The 22,552-nt window shown below is 71.6% G+C and carries 25 protein-coding genes; 10 read left to right on the forward strand and 15 right to left on the reverse strand.

Annotation, left to right across the window (positions count from 1 at the left end):
• The first annotated feature begins 171 nt into the window (after positions 1 to 171).
• From ACYVMZ_RS15525 to ACYVMZ_RS15540, 4 genes are all read left to right on the forward strand, one after another.
• A complete protein-coding gene (locus tag ACYVMZ_RS15525; protein ID WP_461079830.1) occupies positions 172 to 582 on the forward strand; it encodes a VOC family protein in 411 nt (136 codons plus the stop codon).
• Positions 583 to 883: 301 nt separating this feature from the next.
• Positions 884 to 1,405 carry a helix-turn-helix transcriptional regulator gene (locus tag ACYVMZ_RS15530; RefSeq protein WP_461079832.1) on the forward strand — a complete coding sequence of 174 codons (522 nt, stop codon included), beginning with the start codon at positions 884 to 886 and terminating at the stop codon, positions 1,403 to 1,405.
• Positions 1,406 to 1,410: 5 nt separating this feature from the next.
• Positions 1,411 to 2,079: a glyoxalase gene (locus ACYVMZ_RS15535; RefSeq protein ID WP_461079834.1), complete on the forward strand. Its 669-nt coding sequence runs from the start codon at positions 1,411 to 1,413 to the stop codon at positions 2,077 to 2,079.
• Positions 2,080 to 2,138: 59 nt separating this feature from the next.
• Positions 2,139 to 2,621 (forward strand): iron chaperone, encoded by a 483-nt coding sequence (locus tag ACYVMZ_RS15540; protein WP_461079836.1) that lies wholly within the window; start codon positions 2,139 to 2,141, stop codon positions 2,619 to 2,621.
• A 196-nt stretch (positions 2,622 to 2,817) separates the two neighbouring features.
• Here the strand turns inward: ACYVMZ_RS15540 and ACYVMZ_RS15545 are convergent, their stop codons facing one another.
• Positions 2,818 to 2,943, reverse strand: a complete 126-nt coding sequence (locus tag ACYVMZ_RS15545; protein ID WP_461079838.1) for a hypothetical protein — start codon at positions 2,941 to 2,943, stop codon at positions 2,818 to 2,820.
• Between the two features lie 241 nt (positions 2,944 to 3,184).
• Entirely contained in the window at positions 3,185 to 4,234 is a 1,050-nt protein-coding gene (locus tag ACYVMZ_RS15550) for a LacI family DNA-binding transcriptional regulator (protein WP_461079840.1), read from the reverse strand.
• Between the two features lie 137 nt (positions 4,235 to 4,371).
• On the opposite strand from ACYVMZ_RS15550, the gene ACYVMZ_RS15555 reads away from it, so the two are divergent.
• The gene (locus ACYVMZ_RS15555; protein WP_461079842.1) at positions 4,372 to 6,678 is read left to right on the forward strand and encodes a beta-xylosidase/alpha-l-arabinosidase; all 2,307 of its coding nucleotides are present in this window, start codon (positions 4,372 to 4,374) and stop codon (positions 6,676 to 6,678) included.
• 152 nt (positions 6,679 to 6,830) lie between these two features.
• On the opposite strand, the gene ACYVMZ_RS15560 is transcribed toward ACYVMZ_RS15555, so the two are convergent.
• From ACYVMZ_RS15560 to tsaB, 4 genes are read right to left on the reverse strand one after another with little or no spacing between them, the layout of a single operon-like run.
• Positions 6,831 to 7,088: a hypothetical protein gene (locus ACYVMZ_RS15560; protein WP_461079844.1), complete on the reverse strand. Its 258-nt coding sequence runs from the start codon at positions 7,086 to 7,088 to the stop codon at positions 6,831 to 6,833.
• Positions 7,085 to 8,170, reverse strand: coding sequence for a tRNA (adenosine(37)-N6)-threonylcarbamoyltransferase complex transferase subunit TsaD (gene tsaD, locus ACYVMZ_RS15565; RefSeq protein ID WP_461079846.1), 1,086 nt, complete (start codon positions 8,168 to 8,170; stop codon positions 7,085 to 7,087). Before tsaD ends, ACYVMZ_RS15560 begins: the two co-directional genes overlap by 4 nt.
• Positions 8,163 to 8,717 carry a ribosomal protein S18-alanine N-acetyltransferase gene (gene rimI, locus ACYVMZ_RS15570; RefSeq protein WP_461079848.1) on the reverse strand — a complete coding sequence of 185 codons (555 nt, stop codon included), beginning with the start codon at positions 8,715 to 8,717 and terminating at the stop codon, positions 8,163 to 8,165. The genes tsaD and rimI overlap by 8 nt, the downstream gene beginning before the upstream one ends.
• Positions 8,714 to 9,367, reverse strand: a complete 654-nt coding sequence (gene tsaB, locus ACYVMZ_RS15575) for a tRNA (adenosine(37)-N6)-threonylcarbamoyltransferase complex dimerization subunit type 1 TsaB (protein ID WP_461079850.1) — start codon at positions 9,365 to 9,367, stop codon at positions 8,714 to 8,716. The genes rimI and tsaB overlap by 4 nt, the downstream gene beginning before the upstream one ends.
• 114 nt (positions 9,368 to 9,481) lie before the next feature.
• Here tsaB and ACYVMZ_RS15580 point away from each other — a divergent pair, with 114 nt between their 5' ends.
• Positions 9,482 to 10,036 carry a hypothetical protein gene (locus tag ACYVMZ_RS15580; RefSeq protein WP_461079852.1) on the forward strand — a complete coding sequence of 185 codons (555 nt, stop codon included), beginning with the start codon at positions 9,482 to 9,484 and terminating at the stop codon, positions 10,034 to 10,036.
• Positions 10,037 to 10,071: 35 nt separating this feature from the next.
• Here the strand turns inward: ACYVMZ_RS15580 and ACYVMZ_RS15585 are convergent, their stop codons facing one another.
• The 5 genes from ACYVMZ_RS15585 to ACYVMZ_RS15605 form a co-directional block, all read right to left on the reverse strand.
• Positions 10,072 to 10,251, reverse strand: coding sequence for a hypothetical protein (locus tag ACYVMZ_RS15585; protein ID WP_461079854.1), 180 nt, complete (start codon positions 10,249 to 10,251; stop codon positions 10,072 to 10,074).
• 135 nt (positions 10,252 to 10,386) lie between these two features.
• Positions 10,387 to 10,908, reverse strand: a complete 522-nt coding sequence (gene tsaE, locus ACYVMZ_RS15590) for a tRNA (adenosine(37)-N6)-threonylcarbamoyltransferase complex ATPase subunit type 1 TsaE (protein ID WP_461079856.1) — start codon at positions 10,906 to 10,908, stop codon at positions 10,387 to 10,389.
• Positions 10,874 to 12,133: an alpha/beta fold hydrolase gene (locus ACYVMZ_RS15595; protein WP_461079858.1), complete on the reverse strand. Its 1,260-nt coding sequence runs from the start codon at positions 12,131 to 12,133 to the stop codon at positions 10,874 to 10,876. Before ACYVMZ_RS15595 ends, tsaE begins: the two co-directional genes overlap by 35 nt.
• A gap of 117 nt (positions 12,134 to 12,250) precedes the next feature.
• Positions 12,251 to 13,432, reverse strand: a complete 1,182-nt coding sequence (gene alr, locus ACYVMZ_RS15600) for an alanine racemase (RefSeq protein WP_461079860.1) — start codon at positions 13,430 to 13,432, stop codon at positions 12,251 to 12,253.
• A 265-nt stretch (positions 13,433 to 13,697) separates the two neighbouring features.
• Positions 13,698 to 15,128, reverse strand: coding sequence for an NAD(P)H-hydrate dehydratase (locus ACYVMZ_RS15605; protein WP_461079862.1), 1,431 nt, complete (start codon positions 15,126 to 15,128; stop codon positions 13,698 to 13,700).
• A 131-nt stretch (positions 15,129 to 15,259) separates the two neighbouring features.
• Between ACYVMZ_RS15605 and ACYVMZ_RS15610 the strand changes: the two genes are divergently transcribed.
• Positions 15,260 to 16,438 carry a hypothetical protein gene (locus ACYVMZ_RS15610; protein WP_461079864.1) on the forward strand — a complete coding sequence of 393 codons (1,179 nt, stop codon included), beginning with the start codon at positions 15,260 to 15,262 and terminating at the stop codon, positions 16,436 to 16,438.
• 33 nt (positions 16,439 to 16,471) lie between these two features.
• Here ACYVMZ_RS15610 and ACYVMZ_RS15615 read toward each other — a convergent pair whose 3' ends face one another.
• The 3 genes from ACYVMZ_RS15615 to ACYVMZ_RS15625 form a co-directional block, all read right to left on the reverse strand.
• On the reverse strand, positions 16,472 to 16,843 hold the full coding sequence (locus ACYVMZ_RS15615; protein WP_461079866.1) for a holo-ACP synthase: 372 nt from the start codon (positions 16,841 to 16,843) through the stop codon (positions 16,472 to 16,474).
• Positions 16,844 to 16,859: 16 nt separating this feature from the next.
• Positions 16,860 to 17,771 (reverse strand): chalcone isomerase family protein, encoded by a 912-nt coding sequence (locus ACYVMZ_RS15620; protein WP_461079868.1) that lies wholly within the window; start codon positions 17,769 to 17,771, stop codon positions 16,860 to 16,862.
• Positions 17,772 to 17,851: 80 nt separating this feature from the next.
• On the reverse strand, positions 17,852 to 18,271 hold the full coding sequence (locus tag ACYVMZ_RS15625) for an ATP-binding protein (RefSeq protein ID WP_461079870.1): 420 nt from the start codon (positions 18,269 to 18,271) through the stop codon (positions 17,852 to 17,854).
• 226 nt (positions 18,272 to 18,497) lie between these two features.
• Between ACYVMZ_RS15625 and ACYVMZ_RS15630 the strand changes: the two genes are divergently transcribed.
• Together ACYVMZ_RS15630 and ACYVMZ_RS15635 are read left to right on the forward strand one after the other, a co-directional pair.
• Positions 18,498 to 19,334, forward strand: a complete 837-nt coding sequence (locus tag ACYVMZ_RS15630) for a helix-turn-helix domain-containing protein (RefSeq protein WP_461079872.1) — start codon at positions 18,498 to 18,500, stop codon at positions 19,332 to 19,334.
• A gap of 8 nt (positions 19,335 to 19,342) precedes the next feature.
• Entirely contained in the window at positions 19,343 to 19,570 is a 228-nt protein-coding gene (locus ACYVMZ_RS15635) for a DUF397 domain-containing protein (RefSeq protein ID WP_461079874.1), read from the forward strand.
• On the opposite strand, the gene glmS is transcribed toward ACYVMZ_RS15635, so the two are convergent.
• Entirely contained in the window at positions 19,531 to 21,378 is a 1,848-nt protein-coding gene (glmS, locus tag ACYVMZ_RS15640; RefSeq protein ID WP_461079876.1) for a glutamine--fructose-6-phosphate transaminase (isomerizing), read from the reverse strand. The genes ACYVMZ_RS15635 and glmS overlap by 40 nt on opposite strands.
• A gap of 183 nt (positions 21,379 to 21,561) precedes the next feature.
• Here glmS and coaA point away from each other — a divergent pair, with 183 nt between their 5' ends.
• Positions 21,562 to 22,551, forward strand: coding sequence for a type I pantothenate kinase (coaA, locus tag ACYVMZ_RS15645; RefSeq protein ID WP_461079878.1), 990 nt, complete (start codon positions 21,562 to 21,564; stop codon positions 22,549 to 22,551).
• Position 22,552 lies beyond the last annotated feature (1 nt).

Genomic DNA, 22,552 nt, shown 5'->3' on the forward strand with positions numbered 1-22,552 from the left:
TCAGGCACCGGGCGTGGCGAACTCGATGAATCGGAAGACGGCCTTGCCCGCGCCGGGCCTGGAGTGTCACGCGGAACGTTTCCCGCGACAGGACACGTGAACGTCCGAGCGTGGCCGGAATGATCAGGAATCGAGAAGCGTGAGTCAGGGAGGCGGCCTAACCTGCTCGTCATGGACATCACCATTCACACGAGCTCCCTGCCGCACGACGACCCGGACGCGTCGCTCGCCTTCTACCGCGACGTCCTGGGCTTCGAGGTCCGCAGCGACGTCGGGCAGGGCAGGATGCGCTGGATCACGGTCGGCCCGGCCGGTCAGCCAGACACGTCCCTCCTCCTGGCACCGCCGGCCGCCGACCCCGGGATCACCGAGGACGAGCGCCGCACCATCGCCGAGATGATGGCCAAGGGCACTTACGGCTGGATCCTGCTGGCCACCCCGGACCTCGACGCCACGTTCGAGAAGCTGCAGGCCGGTGACACCGAGGTCGTCCAGGAGCCGACCGAGCAGCCGTACGGCATCCGTGACTGCGCGTTCCGCGACCCCGCGGGCAACCTGGTCCGCATCCAGGAGCTGCGCTGAGCCGTACGGGCATCGATGCGGCCGTGTCGGCCGGCACGGCGTACCCGCAAAGAACACGGCGCACCATTGCAGAGGTGCCCGCTGCGCCGACCGCCCACCAGGGCCGCGTCCGCATCCTCGTTGAACCGGACAGGGACCGGAAGTCCGTCCCCGCCGCTGTCCGGCAGTTGCTCGACCGGCTGGTCGGCTCCGGTGGGCCGGTCCTCATCACCGAGCGCCTGGGGTGCCTGCCGAGGCAGGCACCCCAGGCTGCAGGCGCTCGTAGGCGTCGATGGAAGAGGAAAGAAAGGGGAGTTCTCCCATGTGTCAGCCCGAATGGCGACGTGCACGCGTCGAGGCGCAGCGCCTGACCGATCTCGCGCGGCTGCGCCGCGTCCGCGACCGGATCGACAGGGAGTACGCGCAGCCGCTGAACGTGGAGGCGCTCGCCCGCGATGCGAACATGTCCGCCGGGCACCTCAGCCGGCAGTTCCGGGCCGCCTACGGCGAGTCGCCGTACGCGTACCTGATGACGCGTCGCATCGAGCGCGCCACGGCGCTGCTGCGGCGTGGCGACCTCAGCGTCACCGAGGTCTGCTTCGCGGTCGGCTGCGCGTCGCTGGGCACGTTCACCACCCGCTTCACAGAGTTGGTCGGCCTGCCGCCCGGGGCCTTCCGGCGCCGCGCGGCGGATGCGGCGGCCGACCATGCCGATGCCACAAGTACGGCCGGTGATGCGGGGCCTGCGGTCACGGTGGAGGGGATGCCGGCGTGTGTGGCGAAGCAGGTGACAAGACCGGTCAGGAATCGAGAAGCCCCGGCCGCCGAGCAGCCCATAGCGTGATGGCCATGGCAACCACCGCATCCACCACGTCCATCGCATCCGTCACCCTCGAGGTGGCCGACCCCGAGGCCGCCCGCCGCTTCTACACCGCCTTCGGAGTGGACACGCACATACGCCTGCGGGCGTCCGAGGCGCACTCCACCGGATTCCGCGGCTTCACCCTGGCGCTCACGGTGTCCCGGCCTGCCACCGTCGACAGCTTCCTCGGCGCCGCCGTGGACGCCGGCGCCACAGTGCTGAAGCCCGCCGCGAAGTCGCTGTGGGGCTACGGCGGCGTCGTCCAGGCGCCGGACGGGACGATCTGGAAGGTCGCGACCTCGGCGAAGAAGGACACCGGCCCGGCCACCCGCGAGATCGACGAGATCGTCCTCCTGCTCGGCGTCGAGGACGTGAAGGCCAGCAAGCAGTTCTACGTCGGCCGGGGCCTGACCGTGGCCAGGAGCTTCGGCGGCAAGTACGCCGAGTTCACCTCCGTCGAGTCCAGCCCCGTCAAGCTGGCGCTGTACAAGCGCCGCGGCCTGGCCAGGGACCTCGGCGTCCCCGCCGACGGCACCGGCTCGCACCGCATCGTCCTCGGCAGCACCGCCGGCCCCTTCACCGACCCGGACGGATTCCACTGGGAGGCCGCCACGTCGCTCACCCCCGCGCCGTCCACGGCGTCTGCGCTGTCCTGACTCCCGGCCCTGAACTCCCGCCCCGACCTGTCTCATCCCTGCACGAGAGGAAATCTGCCATGCAGCACACGAAGTCGTCTGCCGAGAACTCCGGCACGGCCGCCGAGCAGTACAACGGATTCACCGCCGAGGAGCGGGCCGCGATGAAGGAGCACGCGCAGGAGCAGAAGAAGGCTACGGCGCGGCGCGGTTCGCGGGCGGAGAAGGAGGCGGCAGCGGAGCGCGATGTGCTGGCGAAGATCGCCGAGATGCCGGAGGCGGACCGGGTCCTCGCCGAGCGGATCCACGCCATCGTCAAGGCCGCCGCTCCGGACCTCACGCCCAAGCTCTGGTACGGGATGCCCGCCTACGCCAGAGACGGCAAGGTCATCTGCCACTTCCAGAGCGCGCAGAAGTTCAAGTCGAGGTATGCCACGCTCGGATTCAGCGACCAGGCGGCGCTCGACGACGGCCCCATGTGGCCGACCGCCTACGCCCTGAAGGAGCTGACCGCAGCCGACGAACAGCGCATCAGCGCGCTCGTCAAGAAGGCGGTGGGCTGAGGTCAGCCGGGGCGGAACCGGCGGCGGGAGTGACCGAGCGGCGGACGATGCTCGCACGCTTGGCGCAGCGCGTCACCACGGCCGGGCTGACGATGCGGGGCGACCTCGGGGGACCGCGGCTCGAAGCGCTCGCGGATCCGGCGGGCCGTGCGACGGAACAGCGTCCCCCAGTCCACGAAGGGCCACCCGTCGTAGCTCAGCGCCGGCAGCAGCGAGCCGCCCTCGGTCCGACCAGCCGCAGCCGTTCCTCCGGCCGCAGCGCCGACCAGCGTGTGCGCCGGCCGTTGATCCGGCCGCCGTAGAAGTCCGTCTCCTCCACCACCAGCGGCCTCCTCGGCCGCCACGAGCCCCGCGGCATCTCCCGGTCCAGAGCGATTCTTCGGCAATTTTCAGACTTCTCGGCCGGGACCCACCACCGTCACCACCGGCACCCCATCGTCACCACCGGCACCGTTGGCCCACCAGGCAGCGAATTCTCCGAAACTTTCGATCCAACGGCCGACTTTCTTCGGATCAGCGTGACGGCACCGGAACACCCGTCAATACAGCCACAGGCCTCTGCGCTAGGCCGCCGGAGGCGCCCCCGTGCTGCTGCGCACCACCAGGCTGGTCGCCAGCTCCACCCGGGTCGCCGGGGTGTCCCCCTCCCGGCCGAGGTCGAGGACCAGCTTGGCCGCCGCCTCGGCCATCTCGGTCAGCGGCTGCCGTACGGTCGTCAGCGGCGGCCCCACCCAGCGGGCCACCGGCAGATCGTCGAAGCCGACCACGCTCACGTCCTCGGGGATGCGCAGCCCCAGCTCGCGCGCGGCCTCGTAGAAGCCGAGCGCCTGGAGATCGTTGCCGGCGAAGACCGCGGTGGGCCGGTCCGGGCGGCGCAGCAGGGCGAGGCCCTGCCGGTAGCCGGCCTCGTGGTGGAAGTCGCCGGCCATGATCAGGCCGGGCTCCACCGGAAGACCGGCCGTCTCCAGCGCGGCCCGGTAGCCGTCGACACGGGCGCGGCTGCACATCATCCGCGACGGCCCGCTGATCGCGCCGATCCTGCGGTGCCCCAGCTCGACCAGATGCCGGGTGGCCGCCAGCCCGCCCTGCCAGTTGGTCGCGCCGATCGACGGCACGTCGGCGCCCGGGTCACCGGCCGGGTCCATCACCACGAACGGGATGGACCGGCTGGTCAGCAGCGCGCGCTGGGACTCGTCGAGCCCGGACAGCACCAGGATCACGCCGTGCGGGCGGCGCGCCGCGACCTGGTCGGCCCAGGTCCGCCCGGGCGTCAGCCGCCCCGCGCTCTCGGAGAGCACCACGCTCAGCCCGGCATCCCGGGCCACGTTCTCCACGCCCCGGATGACCTCCATCGCCCAGGCGCTCTCCAGTTCGTGGAAGACCAGGTCGATCAGGGGGGAACGGGTCGCCTCGGCCCGGCGGCGCCGGTAGCCGTGGGCGCGCAGCAGCTCCTCGACGCGGGTCCGGGTGGCCGGGGCGACGTCGGCGCGGCCGTTGAGGACCTTCGAAACAGTCGGCGCCGACACGCCGGCCTCACGGGCGATCTCGGCAAGCGTCGCGGTCTGCGTGGACCGCCCTTGCGTCCGGGTTTCAGCGGGCTCCGGGGATGTCATGGCGGCGATCGTATCCCTGCGGGACCTCTTGACGAAGTCTTCGCATCGCCATAGGTTCCCGGAACATTCGATATGGATACCGAAACATTCGACAGAGTGTTCGCGAAAGGGCCGTCCGTCCACCCGACAGGAGCTTCATGACCACCGCGCCCTGGCGTGACCCCGCCCTGCCCGCCGCCGCCCGCGTCGACGACCTGCTCTCCCGAATGACCCTGGAGGAGAAGACCGCCCAGCTGTACGGCGTGTGGGTGGGCGCGGACACGGACGGCGACGGAGTCGCCCCCCACCAGCACGACATGACCGTCGACTACGACTGGGACCAGCTGATCACCCTGGGCCTCGGTCAGCTCACCCGCTCCTTCGGCACGGCCCCCGTGGACCCGGCGCTGGGCGCGCAGGCCCTCGCCCGCGCCCAGCGCCGCATCAGCGAGGCGGGCCGCTTCGGCATCCCGGCGATCGCCCACGAGGAGTGCCTGGCCGGCTTCACCGCCTGGCAGGCCACCGCCTACCCCGTCCCGCTGGCCTGGGGCGCGAGCTTCGACCCCGAACTGGTCGAGGAGATGGCCCGCCGCATCGGCCGGGACCTGCGCGCGGTCGGCGTCCACCAGGGCCTCGCCCCGGTCCTGGACGTCGTACGGGACCCGCGCTGGGGCCGGGTGGAGGAGACGATCGGCGAGGACCCGTACCTGGTCGGCACGATCGGCACCGCGTACGTACGCGGCCTTGAGTCGGCCGGGGTCGTCGCCACGCTCAAGCACTTCGCCGGGTACGCCTCCTCGGCCGGTGCCCGCAACCTCGCGCCCGTACGGGCCGGGATCCGGGAGTTCGCCGACATCACGCTGCCGCCGTTCGAGATGGCGCTGCGCGAGGGCGGGGCCCGCTCGGTGATGGCCGCCTACACCGAGACGGACGGCGTCCCGGCCTCGGCGGACCCCGAGCTGCTGACCCGGCTGCTGCGCGAGGAGTGGGGGTTCACCGGCACGGTGGTCGCCGACTACTTCGGCATCGGATTCCTGGAGACCCTCCACCGGGTCGCGGGCAGCCCCGCCCAGGCGGCGCACGCGGCGCTCGCCGCCGGCATCGACGTCGAACTGCCGACCGTGAAGTGCTACGGAAAGCCCCTCCTGGACGCGGTCCGCGCCGGCGAGGTCCCAAAGGACCTGGTGGACCGCGCGGCCCGCCGCGTCCTGCTCCAGAAGTGCGAACTGGGCCTGCTGGACGAGGACTGGACCCCCGAGCCGGCCACCGCCATCGAGCTGGACTCCACGGCCAACCGCATCCTCGCCCGCCGCCTGGCCGAGGAGTCGGTGGTGCTGCTGGACAACCCGGACGGCCTCCTCCCCCTGGCCCCGGACACAAGGATCGCGGTGGTCGGACCGAGGGCGGCCGACGCCCTGGCCATGCTGGGCTGCTACTCCTTCCCGTCCCACGTCCTCACCCACCACCCCGGCGTGCCGACGGGCATCGAGATCCCGACGCTGCTGGAGGCGCTGCGTACCGAACTCCCCGACGCGAAGGTGACGTTCGCGGAGGGCTGCGACACCTCCGGCCCGGACACCGCGGGCTTCGAGGAGGCGGTGGCCCGCACCGCCGAGGCGGACGTGTGCGTGGCGGTCCTCGGCGACCGGGCGGGCCTGTTCGGCCGCGGCACCTCGGGCGAGGGCTGCGACGCCGCCGACCTGCGACTCCCCGGAGTCCAGGGCGAGTTGCTGGACGCCCTGGTCGCCACCGGCGTCCCGGTCGTCCTGGTCCTGCTGACCGGCCGCCCCTACGCACTCGGCCGCTGGCACGGCCGCCTGGGCGCCGTCGTCCAGGCCTTCTTCCCGGGGGAGGAGGGCGGCCCGGCGGTGGCGGGAGTGCTGTCAGGCCGCGTGAACCCGTCGGGGAGGCTGCCGGTCAGCGTCCCGCAGGTCCCCGGCGGCCAGCCCTGGACCTACCTCCAGCCGCCGCTGGGCCTGGCGGACGAGGTCAGCAACCTGGACCCGACCCCGCTGTACGCCTTCGGCCACGGCCGCTCGTACACGACGTTCGCGTGGGGCGACTTCGCGGGCACGGACCCCGACATCGGCACGGACGGCAGCTGCGACCTCTCGCTCACCGTCCGCAACACCGGCGACCGCCCGGGGGCGGAGGTCGTCCAGCTGTACCTGCACGACCCGGTGGCGTCGGTGACCCGCCCGGACGTCCGCCTGGTCGGCTATCAGCGGGTGGAGCTGGCGCCGGGCGAGTCCGCGCGCGTGACGTTCCGCTTCCACACCGATCTCTCGGCCTTCACCGACCGTTCGGGCCGCAGGGTGGTTGAGCCGGGCGCCCTCGAACTACGGCTGGCGGCGTCCAGCGCGGACGTACGCCACACGGCACGGCTGAGGCTCACCGGGCCTCTCCGGGTGCTCGGCCCCGACCGGCGGCTGCGGTGCGGGACGGAGGTGTCGGACAGGGCGTAGCCCACCGGGATCAAGGGCCTCAGCGAGGTGCGACGCTTCGAGAAGGCGGTCCCCGTCGAGGACACCGGCGCGGTCCTCCCCCCACTGGGATCGCCGCAACGGCCCGCTGCTGTGGCGGGGCCGCGTGCGGAGCAGTCCGTGGGCGCTCTCGGTCAGCTCACGCCCACCGACTCGAACCGCCACCGGTGCACAGCCCGCGTGACCAACTCCCCGCCCGGCTCCGGCAGTTCGGGCAACTCCGCGTCGTACGGCGCATCCCACCAGGTGATCACCAGAACCCGGTCCTGCGGCGCCCGGAAGGTCTCCCGGCGCAGGGGCCGCTCGGACAGCTCCTGCGCCCGGACCCAGGCCAGCAGCTCCTCCCCCCGCCCGGGCACCGCCCGCGCCTCCCACATCAAGGCGACCGTCACGGGTACAGGTTCTCCTTGCTGACCTCGTGCACGTAGTCGTGGCCCGGGACGTGAGGGTCCGTCACCGGCAGGGACGAGTCCGCCGACAGGTCCCAGCTGGACGTCGACCGGTTGCGGGCGACCATCTCCGCGCCGAGCGCGGCCACCATCGCCCCGTTGTCCGTGCACAGCTTGGGACGCGGCACCCGCAGCCGAATCCCGGCCGCCTCGCAGCGCTCCTGGGCGAGAGCCCGCAGGCGGGAGTTGGCGGCGACACCGCCACCGATCATCAGGTGGTCGACACCCTCGTCCTTGCAGGCCCGCACGGCCTTGCGGGTCAGCACGTCCACGACCGCCTCCTGGAAGGAGGCCGCCACGTCCCGCACCGGCACCTCCTCCCCGGCCGCCCGCTTGGCCTCGATCCAGCGGGCCACGGCCGTCTTCAGCCCCGAGAAGGAGAAGTCGTACGCCGGGTCGCGCGGGCCGGTCAGGCCGCGCGGGAACATGATCGCGTTCGGATCGCCCTCCTTGGCGTACCGGTCGATGACCGGACCGCCGGGGAAGCCGAGGTCCAGCACCCGGGCGATCTTGTCGAAGGCCTCGCCCGCCGCGTCGTCGATGGTCGCGCCCATCGGCCGCACGTCGGAGGTGATGTCGGAGGACAGCAGCAGCGAGGAGTGGCCGCCGCTGACCAGCAGCGCCATCGTCGGCTCCGGCAGCGGGCCGTGCTCCAGCTGGTCCACGCAGATGTGGGAGGCGAGGTGGTTGACGCCGTACAGCGGCTTGCCGAGGGCGTACGCGTACGCCTTCGCCGCCGAGACGCCGACCAGCAGGGCTCCGGCGAGGCCGGGACCGGCGGTGACGGCGATGCCGTCCAGGTCCTTCGCACTCACCCCCGCTTCCTTCAGCGCGCGGTCGATGGTCGGCACCATCGCTTCGAGGTGGGCCCGGGAGGCGACCTCGGGCACGACCCCGCCGAAGCGGGCGTGCTCGTCGACGCTGGAGGCGACGGCGTCGGCCAGCAGGGTGGTGCCGCGGACGATGCCGACGCCGGTCTCGTCGCAGGAGGTCTCGATCCCCAGCACCAGGGGTTCGTCAGTCATGGATCTCGGTTCCTTGTACGGACGGCGGCTCAGCCGCTGTCGGATACTGTGCACCCGCGGCGGAGCCGCTGCCGGATGCCGTGGTCAGGCGCATCACCAGGGCGTCCACGTTCCCCGGCTGGTAGTAGCCGCGCCTGAAACCGATGGGTTCGAAGCCGAAGCGCTCGTACAGCTTCCGCGCGCGGACGTTGTCGACGCGGCACTCCAGCATCACCTCGGCGACCTCGAACGCGGTCGCCGCCTTCAGCAGTTCGGTCAGCAGCCGGCTGCCGAGGCCGGTGCCCCAGTGGTCGCGGGCCACGGCGATGGTCTGGATGTCGGCCTGCTCGCCGGAGGCGACGAGTCCGGCGTACCCGACGATCCGCTCGCCCGCCTCGGCCACCACGTACCGCCGGTTCGCCTCCGGCCCGCGCGCATGGGCCAGCTCGGACCAGAACATGCCGCGCGACCAGGCGTCCTCCGGGAACAGGTCCCGCTCCAGCTCCAGCACGGGATCGATGTCCCACCAGCGCATCTCGCGCAGCACGGGCGTCACGGGTCCGGTCACTTCGGGGTGACCACCTTGTAGTTCTTGGGGACCTGGGCGTCGGGCCGGCGCAGGTACAGCGGCCGGGGAGCGGCGAGTTCCTCCCCCTGGGCGAGCTTCTCGGCGGCCAGGCGGGCCAGGGCGGCGGCGGACACGTGCTCGGGCTCGTGCGCGCCCGGGAAGGTGTCCGGGTAGAGCAGCGCGCCCGCGCCGACCGCGGGCAGGCCTTTGACCTGCTCGGCGATGTCGGCGGGCCGGTCGACGGCCGGGTCCGTGACGCGGGTGCGGGAGTCGGCGTACCGGGCCCAGTAGACCTCTTTCCGGCGGGCGTCGGTCGCCACGACGAACGGGCCCTCCAGGTCGGCGGCGTACGCCAGGCCGTCCAGCGTGCACACACCGTGCACGGGCACGCCGAGCGCGAGTCCGAAGGTGTCCGCGGTCATCAGACCGACGCGCAGTCCGGTGTACGGGCCGGGCCCGATGCCGACGACGATGCCGGTGACGGCGTCGAGGCGCAGACCGGCCTCGGCGAGCACCCGGTCGATCGCCGGCAGCAGCAGCTCACCGTGCCGGCGCGCGTCGACCTGGCTCGACGAGGCGATGACGTCCCTGCCGTCGTGCAGCGCGACGGTGACGGCGGGTGTGGCGGTATCCAGAGCGAGCAAGAGCACGCAAACAGCCTACGGCTCCCGCGCCCCCGGCACGGCCGCCCCGGGCGGGCGGTCACCTGCTGCTACCGTCACCTACCGTCACGGCACGGACGGACGACACGGAGGTGGGCGCCGGTGGCAGGCAGCAGCTCGGGAATGGTGGCCGGGCTCACCGCGGCCGCCCTCGCGACGGTCGGCTTCCTGGCCTACCAGGCCTCGGCGACCGTCCCGGCCGGCCTGGGCAAGCCGCACGCGGGCGCCTCTCCGGCGGCCAGCGCACCGCAGGCACCCCGGAAGAAGGCGAACCCCACCGCCCTGCCGACGGGGTCCGGTACGGGTGAGCGCGTCGTCTACGCGCTGGGGGCCGACCGGGTGTGGCTGGTCGGCGGCGGCGACAAGGTCGAGCGCACGTTCAAGGTCTACCCCAGCGCGGTGGACCCGGCGCCCGGCAGCTACCGGGTCACGTCCCGCTCCAAGGCCGTCACCGGCTCCGACGGCACTCCCGTCGAGCACGTCGTGCGCTTCACCAGCGTGGACGGCGTGTCCATCGGTTTCAGCGCGGCCGTGGACGGCTCGACGCCGGCACCGGATCCCCGGGTGAAGACGGGCGGCATCCGGGAGTCGCGGGCGGACGGCGACGCGATGTGGATGTTCGCCACGATCGGGCGGAAGATCGTCGTCGTCCGCTAGACCGGACAGGGCTCACTGGCTGGGCCAGCCAGGGCTCAGGCGGCCTCGCGGTGCTCCTCGACCGGCCCGGACACCTCCGGCCCGGACAGCTCCGGGTCGGGCAACCGGGGCGGCGTCGAGATCGTCTGCGCGGCGGCGCAAGCCGCCAGCAGCTCGCGCATGGACACCCCGGACTGCACGCGCGGGCGCGCCTCGTCTCGTTCCGTGGCCGGCATGGGCGCCTCCTGTGGACCGGGGGCGGGCGTAGTTAGGTACACCTAACTACGGACGGGATACCATGTGACCACGCCCATGACGTGAACGCAAGATTTTGCCGACGTCTTGTCGGAACGCATGGGACGCCACACGGCCTACGCCGACAGCGCGCTGAGGTCGGCCCCCGCCCAGCGCTCCCCCAGCCCGGTCACCGTCACGTGCCGCACCTCGTCGGTGGTGTCGCCCACGGCCCGGTGGATGACGACCTGGAGCCGGTCCTCGGTCAGCTCCTCGACCTTGCCCTCGCCCCACTCCACGACGATCACGGACTCGGGCAGCGAGACGTCGAGGTCGAGGTCCTCCATCTCCTCCAGCCCGCCGGACAGCCGGTAGGCGTCGACGTGGACGAGCGGCGGGCCGTCGCCCAGCGGCGGATGCACGCGGGCGATCACGAACGTCGGGGAGGTGACCGCGCCGCGCACGCCGAGCCCCTCGCCGAGTCCGCGGGTCAGTGTCGTCTTGCCCGCGCCGAGCTCCCCGGTGAGCATCACGAGGTCGCCGGCGCGCAGCAGCTTGGCGAGCCTGCGGCCCAGCTCCCGCATCTGCTCGGGAGAGGTGACGGTGATCTGAACCGAACCGGACTCAGCCGGGTTGTGCGGTGCTGCTGGTGCTTCCATAGCCACCCACGGTAGCTCCTGCGGGCACGGCACCCGCGCGGGTGAGCAGGTCGGCGAGGCGGTCGGTGACCACTTCCGGGTGTTCCAGGATCACCAGGTGGCCCGCGTCCGGGACGAGCACCAGCTCCGCCTCCGGCAGCAGGTCGGCGATCGCCTCGCTGTGCTCGCTGGGCGTGACCATGTCCTGCACCCCGGCGAGCACCAGGACCGGCAGGTCCGCGAAGTGGGCGAGCGCCTCGGTCTTGTCGTGGTTGTCGAACGCCGGGTAGTACTCGGCGACCACGTCGATCGGCGTGCCCTCGATCATCCGCTCGGCGAACCGCTCGACCGCCGGGTCGACGTCCTTCGAGGCGAACGAGTACCGCTTGATGATCCCGGCGAACAGGTCGGCGGTGGCCCGGCGCCCCTTCTCCACCAGCTCGGCCCGCTGCCCCAGCGCCTTCAGCACCCCGGGCAGCACCCGCCGCACCACGTTGACCCCGGCGACCGGCAGCCCGAAGTTCACCTCGCCGAGCCGCCCCGACGACGTGCCGACGAGGGCGACGCCGACGACCCGCTTCCGGATCAGCTCCGGGTACTGGTCGGCGAGCGCCATCACCGTCATCCCGCCCATGGAGTGCCCGACCAGCACCATCGGCCCCTCGGGGACGGCCGCGTCGATGACGGCCTTCAGGTCGCGGCCCAGCTGCTCGATGGTGACCGGCTCGCCGCGCTCCACCTGGGCGACGCCCCGCGCGGACCGGCCGTGGCTGCGCTGGTCCCAGTGCACGGTCCGTACGACGCCCCGCAGCGCCGCGCGCTGGAAGTGCCAGGAGTCCTGGTTGAGGCAGTAGCCGTGGCTGAAGACGACGGTGACGGGGGCGGGCGCCTTGCGGCCGAAGAGCCGCCTGCGGCGCGGGGTGAGCGCGGGGGCCGCCTCCGGGTCCACGTCGTCGACCTCGTAGTACAGCTCGGTGCCGTCGTCGGAGTACGCCTTGCCGGGCGTGCCGCGCAGCGCGCCGTACGGTCCCGCCGAGTCGAGGGCGAGCCGCGCCTTCTGCCGCATGCCCCGGCCGACGGTGAGCCGCTCGAGGGCGACACCGGCCGCCGCGCCCGCGGCGACCACGCCTATCGCCATGCCCGCGATGCCGGTCGCGCGGCGCCAGCCTCCCGTCGCTCCCGCGGCGGCGGAGGCGACGACCGCCGTGGCGGCGTCCGCGACGGCCTCCGCACTGCTCTCGCTCACGTACCGCTCCTCTTCGCCGGGCTACTGGTCGGGCCGCTGTTCGGGGTGTTCTCGGGGGTGCTGGTCCGGCTGTCGTCCGCCGGTGGGGGGATCGCGGGACGGGGGTCCCCGTGCGGGTTACCCGTCTTGTTCGTCATTCACGTAGACGCGCGGAACTCGTGTTCCGATCCGGGTGACGATTTCGTACGCGATGGTGCCCGCGGCCTGCGCCCAGTCCTCGGCGGTGGGCTCGCCGCGGTCGCCGGGGCCGAAGAGGACCGCCTCCGCGCCCGGCTCGGGCTCGTCCCCGCCCAGGTCGACGACGAACTGGTCCATGGCGACCCGCCCCGCGACCGTACGCCACTTGCCATCGACCAGGACCGGGCCGGCCGAGGAGGCGTGCCGTGGGATGCCGTCCGCGTAGCCGAGGGGCACCAGGCCGAGGGTGGTGTCGCCGGGCGTGACGTAGTGGTGCCCGTAGCTGACGCCGTGCCCGCCCGGGACGTGCTTGACCAGGGCCAGGGAGGCCGACAGCGTCATCACCGGGCGCAGCCCGAAGTCGGCCGGGGTGCCCAGCTTGGGGCTGGGCGAGACGCCGTACAGGGCGATGCCGGTCCGGACGAGGTCGAAGTGGCTGTCGGGGACGGTGAGCGTGGCGGGCGAGTTGGCGATGTGCCGCACCTCGGGGCGCACGCCCCGCTGTTCCGCGTACGCGACCATCTCCCGGAACCGGGCGAGCTGGGCCGCGATGGACGGATGCCCCGGCTCGTCGGCACACGCGAAGTGCGACCACAGCCCGGTGACCCGGACCAGCCCCTCGGCCTCGGCGCGCAGCGCCTCACCGACCAGCTCGGCCCAGTCCTCACCCGGCTGGCAGCCGCCTCGCCCCAGCCCGGTGTCGGCCTTGAGCTGCACCCGCGCGGCCCGCCCCGCCAGACGCGCCGCGTCGGTGACCTCCTTGAGCGCCCACATCCCGCTCACGGACACATCGAGGTCGGCCTCGATCGCCTCCCGCCAGGGCCCGCCGGGCGTCCACAGCCAGCACATGATCCGCAGATCCGCCGGCAGCCCGGCCTCGGGGGCCCGCAGCGCGAGCGCTTCCTCCGGCGTCGCCGTACCCAGCCAGGTCGCCCCCGCCGACACGGCCGCCCGGGCACACGGCACCGCCCCGTGGCCGTACGCGTCGGACTTCACGACGGCCATCAGGGCCGCGCCCGGCGCGCAGGCACGCAGGGTCCGCACGTTGGCCCGCAAGGCCCCCAGGTCGATCTCGGCACGGGCCCGCAGGGGCCCGGTCCGCGGCACAGCTGTCTCGTTCATCGCGCCCAGTGTCTCAGAGGCCCTGGACACCCACCCCGGAGGCACAGACCGACCGCCGTTGGGCAGCCGCGCCGCCCGGCTCCGCACGTCCGCCCCGCTCAGCTCCGGACAGCCGCGCTGCCCGGCTACGGACGTCCGCCCGCTCAGCTCCGGGCAGCCGCGCCGCCCGGCTCCGCACGCCCGCCCCGCTCAGCTCCGGACAGCCGCGCCGCCCGGCTACGGACGCCCGCCCCGCTCAGCTGCGGGCAGGAGTCCCCGCCCCCAGCTACCCAGTCACATTCCGCCAGGCTTCCGGAACAGCGGCAGCCACATCATGCGCCCCCACAGGGGCCCCGTCCGCGGCCAACCTCCCCGCGAGCCCATGCACATACGCCGCCACACTCCCCGCGTCCACCGCGGAGAGCCCCGCCGCCAGCAACGAGCCCGCCAGCCCCGACAACACGTCCCCGCTCCCCGCCGTAGCCAGCCACGACGTCCCCGTCGGATTCACCCGCACAGCCCCACCCCCGGAGTCGGCCACCAACGTCGTCGACCCCTTCAGCAGCACGGTCGCCCCATACCGCCCCGCCAACTCCCGCACCGCACTCAGCCGCGCCCCCTCGACGACCCCCCGATCCACCCCGAGCAGCGCCGCGGCCTCCCCCGCATGGGGAGTCATCAACGTCGGCGCCCGACGCGCCCGCACCGCGTCCACCTCCGCCAGCCTCAACCCGTCCGCATCGATCAGCACCGGCACGTCCGCCTCCAGCACCTCCGCCACCGTGCCGACGTCATCCCCCGCCCCCGGCCCGACGACCCACGCCTGCACCCGCCCCGCCTTGTGCGGCCCCTGGTCGGACACCAGCGTCTCGGGGAACCGGGCGATGACAGCGTCCCCCGCCGGCCCGACGTACCGCACGGCCCCGGCCCCACCCCGCAACGCCCCCGCGACGGCGAGCACGGCGGCCCCCGGATACCGCGCGGACCCAGCGGCGATCCCGACCACGCCCCGGCGGTACTTGTCGCTCTCCGCGACCGGCACCGGCAGCAGCCGCGCGACATCCGCGTGCTGGAGAGCCTCCACGTCGGCGCCGGCCGGCAACTCCAGCCCGATGTCGACCAGCCGCACGGACCCGGCGTACGTCCGCGCCGGGTCGATCAGCAGCCCCGGCTTGTGCGTCCCGAACGTCACCGTCAGATCGGCCCGGACCGCCGCCCCGTGCACCTCCCCGGTGTCGACGTCGACCCCGCTCGGCAGATCGACGGCGACCACGGCCGCCCGCGACCGCTCCGCCGCGGCGGCCAGCGGCACCGCCTCCGGCCGCAGCCCGCCCTTGCCCCCGATCCCGACGATCCCGTCCACGACGAGATCCGCCCGGTCGATCAACTCCTCGGCGGCACCGGTCCCCACGGCCCGGCCCCCCGCCCGGCGCAGCGCCGCGAGCCCCCCGGCATGGGCACGCTCCGGCGCGAGCAGCACCGCGGTGACCCCGGCTCCGCGCCGGGCCAGCCGGGCCCCGGCGTACAGGGCGTCACCACCGTTGTCGCCGCTGCCGACCAGCAGCACCACCCGGCTGCCGTACACCCGCCCGAGCAGATCCGCGCAGGCGGCGGCGAGCCCGGCGGCGGCGCGTTGCATCAGCGCCCCCTCCGGCAGCCGCGCCATCAGCTCCCGCTCCGCCGTCCTGACCGTCTCCACGCTGTACGCAGTACGCATGCGGTCGAGTGTCCCGTACCGACCAACTCCGTCGCATCCATTGACGCTTTGCCATGCCTTTGCCAAACTCACGGCCCCCCACAGGATGAATCGATTCAGTCGAATCGATTCGACGAGAGGACCCCACCCCCATGGGACGCAGAGCCGCACTCCTCGCCGCCACCGGCGCCGCCGCCCTCCTCACCGCCGCCGGCACCCTGTCCGCCACCGCCGCCCCGACGACGTCGACGCAGACCGCGACGGCCACCGCGGCCGCGGCCGCCTGCGGCGAGGGCTCGTACCAGGCCGAGGCCGTGCAGAACGGCAGCAACTGGACCGCCCGCCGCGGCGGCAGCACGGTCTACACCGGCACCGACATGCGCGCGGCCGTCCAGGCGGCGGTCAACAGCCTGACGTCGGGGCGCACGTCGAAGGAGCGGGTCGTGGTCCGCGGCTCCGGCTCGATGTCCGCCGGATCCCGCATCTCCCTGCCCAGCTACACCGTGCTCGACGTCTGCGGCACCATCAACGTCACCGGCACCGGCTCCGGCGACCAGGCGCCGGTCTACTCCCGGGGCACCCGGGACGTCGAGGTCCAGCACCTGAACCTCACCGGCACCCCGCTGTACGGCATCTTCCTGCGCAACGTCCAAAACGTGACGCTCGGCCAGATCGACATGCGCCTCTCACGCGGCCTCGGCGTCCGCATCGACAACCGCGGCGACACCAGCCAGTGGACGCGCAACGTCCGCATCGACAACGTCTACGTCTCCGGCGCCTCCAGCCACGCGGTCGAGACCTACGGCGTCGACGGCATCACCATCGGCACGGTCACCGCCCGCAACGTCGGTGAGTCGGGCCTGCTGCTCAACCAGACGATCAACGCCACGGTCACCAAGGTGGACGCGGAGAACGCGGGCACGGGCACCGGCTACGCGGCCTTCCGCATGGCCAACCGCAACGGCCGCGTCGGCAGCTCGTACCCCACCAACATCCGCGTCGGCGAGGTCATCGCACGCGGCGGCGGCCGGGGCGTCTTCTGCGTCTCGGAGAGCGGCGGCGCGACGATCGACAGGGTGACGATCTCGAACACCGGCAACAACTCGGTCCTGATCGAGAACTGCTACAACGTGAACCTCGCCGCCCAGAGCGGCACCGTCACGGGCGGCGGCGAGATCCGCCTGGCGGCCCGCTCGGAGTTCCCGAACAACCGGGACATCACCATCCAGAACCTTACGGTGACCAACTCGGCGATACGGGAAAGCCCGTGCGGCGAGAACACGACGTTTCGCAACAACAGGCTGGTGAACAGCAGTCAGTCGATCTGCTGAGGGCCGACTTGCAGGAACGGGCCTCGGTGAACGTCACCCCTCGGCGATGACGACAGCCGAGGCCACTCCGGCGTCATGGCTCAGCGACACATGCCATGACCGCACACCGAGCTCGGCCGCGCGGGCAGCCACGGTTCCACTCACCCGGAGCCGTGGCTGCCCACTGTCCTCGACGTAGACCTCTGCGTCGGTCCAGTGCAGCCCGGGAGGCGCACCGAGCGCCTTGGCGAGCGCCTCCTTGGCAGCGAACCGAACAGCGAGCGAGGCGACCCCCCGCCGCTCCCCGCTGGGCAACAGCAACTCGCTTGGCAGAAACAGCCGCTCAGCCAGCCCGGGCGTCCGCTTGAGGGACGCCGCGAACCGGTCGATCTCGGCCACGTCGATACCGACCCCGATGATGCTCATCCGGGCACTCTAAAGGTCAGCCTTCCTCGGGGTCCTCGGCGAACAGATCCTCGGCCCGCTCGACCGTGCGGGAACGCTCCAGCCATGCGTCCATGCGGTCGACATCGGTGCAGGTGGTGATGCGCTCGCGCACACTGTCGGATACCGGAATGCCGCGCACTTCCAGCACGGACAGGATCCCCTTGGCCTCGCCTTCGGCCTTGCCCTCGGCTTTGCCCTCGGCCTTGCCGTCGAGGTAGGCCCGCTCCATGACCGTTCCACGGCCGGGGAAGTAGTTGACGAACGTCACGAGGTTCCTCCACTTGTCTCCGGCAGGGGTATTCCCCAGTGCCGCGTCCAGGAACTGGTAGATGTAGTCCGAGACGTCAGGGGCGAGCCGCGCGAGGGCACGGGACAGCGCCTCCAGTATGACGTCGTTGTCAGGATTATTGGCGTGTACCAGGGCGGAGAACGCCGCCATGGCGGGCTTCTCGACAGCCGTTCTCTCGTCGGTGACCGGCGGGATGTTGTCCGGACTCACGACCAAGGGATACGTCCGCTGGGCGATCCAGCCACGGGCTCCGCACTGGAACGGGCCGGCGGCCCACTTGGCGGTGGCCCGGTCCCGGCAGGCCACGAGCAGCAGTACGGGCAGGCCGTACTTCGCATTGAGATACGCGATGTAATACGGCCAGCTCGACTCCTTCTTCGGGTCCCGCCGCTCCTGCGCCTCCACGGCGAGGAGGAAGGCGTCGCCGTCGGCGGCGGTGACACGCAGCACGGTGTCGACGTGCCGCGCCAAGGGCTTGGCCTCCGTCACATCGGAGACGATCGCGTCCACTGCCGCCTTCTCGGGTAATTCGACGCTCAGCACCTCGAAAACAGGCGTGAGGATCTCGGGCCGCTCCTGGAAGATGCGGTGCATGCCCTCGTGAGCTGATGTGACCATGTGCGCAACCTACGTGGATCAAGGGATGGGTCGTCCGGGCGATCGGGATGCGTTCACCCTTTCGGGGGGCGAGAAAACGTTCACGCCGCCGAGGTCAGCTCGCACCACACGTACTTCCCCCGGTTGCCGTCTCTCGTCAGCGGCTGCCAGCCCCACAGGTCGGAACAGGCCCGGACCAGCGCAAGACCCCACCCCTCCTCCAGATCGGCAGCCTGGTCGAACGGCTCCGGCGGCTCGGGCGGCTCCGGGTCGGCGTCCCACGCCCCGATCCGCAACACCCCCGCGGACCAGCGCACCCGAAGGGCGGCGGGCCCCTTGGTGTGGCGTACGGCGTTGGAGACCAGCTCCGTCGCCAGCAGCTCGGCGACGTCGGCCAGGCGGATCAGCCCGTGCATGGTGAGGATCAGCCGGAGAGTACGGCGACTGACGGTGACGGCACGCAGGTCGTTCGGGATGTACAGCGCGTACTCCCGGGGCTCGTTGGGCTCGTTTTCAGGCATGCGTCAACTCCATTTCGCATGAGGGGAGTTACGTGAGGACCAGCCGGTGTCATTTCCACAGCCGTCATGGCAGGACGGAGCGGTGCGCTTCCGGGATCCCGGCGTTTCGCAGCGTATGCGTCGCGTCACCGACAGTAGGTCTAACCTGTCATACGAAGCAAGCCGATCGCGTAATCTGGCCCTGAACGAGTCGCGCCTACAGGCGTGTTGAGCCGAGGAGCAAGCGATGACCCTGAGGCGCGAACCAACGGCACGCCAGGTGCGCCTGGGAGTCGAGCTGCGCAGGCTCCGTGAGGCCGCAGGACTCACGGCTCGCGAGGCGGCGGCGCTACTGGGAACGGGCCGCGTCCAGATCAGCCACATCGAATCCGGACTCGCGGGCGTGAGCGAGGAACGACTACGCCGCCTCGCGTCCCATTACGCCTGCACGGACGAGGAGTTCATCGACGCCTTGGTCACGATGGCCACGGACCGGACGCGCGGCTGGTGGGAGGAGTACCGAGGCCTGCTGCCCACGTCGTTCCTGGACCTGTCAGAGCTGGATCACCATGCCTCGTTCCGGCGCGAGGTAGCGATCCTGTTCGTGCCGGGCCCGCTGCAGACCGAGCACTACGCTCGCGCCGTGTTCTCTGCCAGGATTCCCGAACTCACCCCTGAGGAACTTGAGTTGCGTGTCCACCACCGCATGGCACGCCAGGAGGTCACCACCCCCTACGAAGTGGTGATCCACGAGGCGGCCCTGCGCATCAGGGTCAGCGACCGCGCCGCGTCCCGGACGCAACTCGCCCGCCTCGTCGAGCTTTCCGAGGCAGACCACATCACCCTGCGCGTCATCCCCTTGGATCTGGACGGCTTCTCCAGAGCCTCAAGCAGCATGACGTATGTGGGTGGCCCCGTACCCAAACTGGACACGGTGGTACGTGACGCGCCCCACGGCTCGGTCTTCATCGATTCCGAAGCTCAGCTCAACGCCTATCGAACGCGTTTCCGTAAAGTGGAGGCTGCATCGCTCGATCCCGAACGGTCACGCGACTTCATTCACAAGCTGGCAAAGGAGCTGTGAGGCATCCCATGACTGCCCCCGACAACTGGCGGAAGTCGTCCTACTCCGGCGAGGGCGATGGCAACAACTGCGTGGAGATCTCAAACTCCCCCACCAACATATCCATCCGCGACTCAAAAGCCCCGGCCAGGGCAACCCTCACCTTCCCGGCCGGAGCCTTCACCCCGTTCGTGGAAGCCCTCAAGAACGAGGAGGGTCACTCCACGGTGACCGACTTCGCCAGGTTCCGAGGCTGATCCACCTCGTTCCCCCTGGCGGTAGCCAGCTCGCACGCGAACACCTGCAACGGCACGGTCGCCACCATCGGCTGGAGCAGCGTCGGCGTCACCGGGATCCGGATCAGATGGTCGGCGTACGGAACGACCGCCTCGTCCCCCTCCTCCGCGATGACGATCGTCCGCGCCCCCCGTGCCCGGATCTCCTGGATGTTGGACACGATCTTGTCGTGCAGCACGGACCGCCCCCGCGGCGAGGGAACGATCACCACCACCGGCAGATCCTCCTCGATCAACGCGATCGGCCCGTGCTTCAACTCCCCCGCCGCAAACCCCTCGGCGTGCATGTAGGCGAGTTCCTTCAGCTTGAGCGCGCCCTCAAGCGCCACGGGATATCCCACATGCCGCCCCAGGAACAGCACCGTGTTCTTGGAGGCGAGCGACCGGGCCAGCTCGCGCACCGGCTCCATCGTCCCCAGGACCTGCTCCACCGCCCCCGCGATGTGCGACAGGTCCCGGATCACCGCGCGGATCTCATCGCCCCACTTGGTGCCCCGCACCTGCCCCAGATACAGCGCCACCAGATAACACGCCACCAGCTGCGTCAGGAACGCCTTCGTCGAGGCGACCGCGACCTCCGGCCCGGCGTGCGTGTACAGCACCGCATCCGATTCGCGCGGAATCGTCGACCCGTTCGTGTTGCAGATCGCCAGCACCCTGGACCCCTGCTCGCGGGCGTGCCGTACCGCCATCAGCGTGTCCATGGTCTCCCCGGACTGGGAGATGGCGATGACGAGAGTCTGCTGATCCAAAATGGGGTCCCGGTACCGGAACTCACTCGCCAGCTCCACCTCGCACGGAATCCGCGTCCAGTGCTCGATGGCGTACTTGGCGATGAGGCCCGCATGGAACGCCGTACCGCACGCGACGATGACGACCTTGTCGATCTCCCGCAGCACCCCCGGAGGGATCCGCACCTCGTCCAGCGTCAGTGAGCCGGACGCGTCGATGCGCCCGAGCAACGTATCGGCGACCGCCTTGGGCTGCTCGGCGATCTCCTTGAGCATGAAGTAGTCATGGCCCCCCTTTTCCGCGGCCGACGCGTCCCAGTCGACGTGGTACGAGCGCACGTCCGCCGGTCGGCCGTCGAAGCCCGTCACCGTGACCGCGTCCCGGCGCAGCTCCACCACCTGGTCCTGTCCCAGCTCGATCGCCGACCGCGTGTGGGCGATGAACGCGGCGACGTCCGAGGCGAGAAAGGCCTCGCCCTCTCCAACGCCCACCACCAGCGGCGAGTTCCGCCGCGCGCCCACCACCACATCGGGCTCGTCCGCGTGCACCGCGACCAGCGTGAACGCCCCCTCCAGCCGCCGGCACACCAACCGCATCGCCTCGGCGAGATCGGCGGACGACGAGAACTCCTCGGCGAGCAGATGCGCGACGACCTCGGTGTCCGTCTCGGAGGCCAGCTCGTGCCCGCGCTCTTCGAGCTCGGCCCGCAAGCACGCGAAGTTCTCGATGATGCCGTTGTGCACCACCGCCACCCGCCCCGCGTTGTCGATGTGCGGATGGGCGTTGGCGTCGGTGGGCCCGCCGTGCGTGGCCCACCGGGTGTGCCCGATCCCGGTCGAGCCGGTCGGCAACGGCCTGCCGTCCAGCTCCTTCTCCAGATTGAGCAGCTTCCCGGCCTTCTTCGCCGTCGCCAGCCCGCCGTCCGCGAGCACGGCGACGCCCGCCGAGTCGTAACCCCGGTACTCCAGCCGCTTCAGCCCGGCCATCACGACGTCGAGGGCAGACTGCGGCCCCACGTATCCCACGATTCCGCACATGAGCGGCAGCCTACGGTCCCGATCACGCCCGCACCCGCACCCGCCTGCCCGGAATCGGAAATTCCACCGGGGTACGAAGGCCGTACGAGGGCGGGACCGGCAAGACCCCGAGCGAACCCCTCACGCCCCCAGAGGTGACCCACCCCACCCGCCATCCCGTTCGAACTCCGTTAACAATGGACTGTGATCTCTCCGGTCTCCTCGGTGCCCCGGAGCGCCCACCGGCAGCGGCCGGAGGCGACTCCCTACCTCGATCTCACCCGCGCGGAGTGGAGTGCGCTGCGGGACAAGACCCCCTTGCCGCTGACGGCCGAGGAGGTCGAGAAGCTGCGCGGTCTCGGTGACGTCATCGACCTCGACGAGGTGCGCGACATCTACCTCCCGCTGTCCCGGCTCCTCAACCTCTACGTCGGCGCCACCGACGGCCTCAGAGGCGCCCTGAACACCTTCCTCGGCGAACAGGGCTCCCAGTCCGGCACCCCCTTCGTCATAGGGGTCGCGGGTTCCGTCGCCGTCGGCAAGTCCACCGTCGCCCGCCTCCTCCAGGCGCTGCTCTCCCGCTGGCCCGAGCACCCGCGCGTCGAGCTGGTCACCACCGACGGCTTCCTGCTGTCCACCAAGGAGCTCCAGGCCCGCGGCCTGATGTCGCGGAAGGGTTTCCCCGAGTCGTACGACCGCCGCGCCCTGACCCGTTTCGTCGCCGACATCAAGGCCGGGAAGGACGAGGTCACCGCACCCGTCTACTCCCACCTGATCTACGACATCGTGCCCGGTGAGAAGCTCGTCGTACGCCGGCCCGACATCCTGATCGTCGAAGGGCTCAACGTGCTGCAGCCCGCCCTGCCCGGCAAGGACGGCCGCACCCGGGTCGGCCTCGCCGACTACTTCGACTTCAGCGTGTACGTCGACGCCCGCACCGAGGACATCGAGCGCTGGTACCTCGACCGCTTCAAGAAGCTGCGCGAGACCGCCTTCCAGAACCCCTCCTCGTACTTCCGCAAGTACACCCAGGTCTCCGAGGAGGAGGCCCTCGACTACGCCCGCAGCATGTGGCGCACCATCAACAAGCCCAACCTGGTCGAGAACATCGCCCCCACCCGCGGCCGGGCCACCCTCGTCCTGCGCAAGGGCCCGGACCACACGGTGCAGCGCCTGAGCCTGCGCAAGCTGTAAC

The organism is Streptomyces deserti (assembly GCF_054782695.1).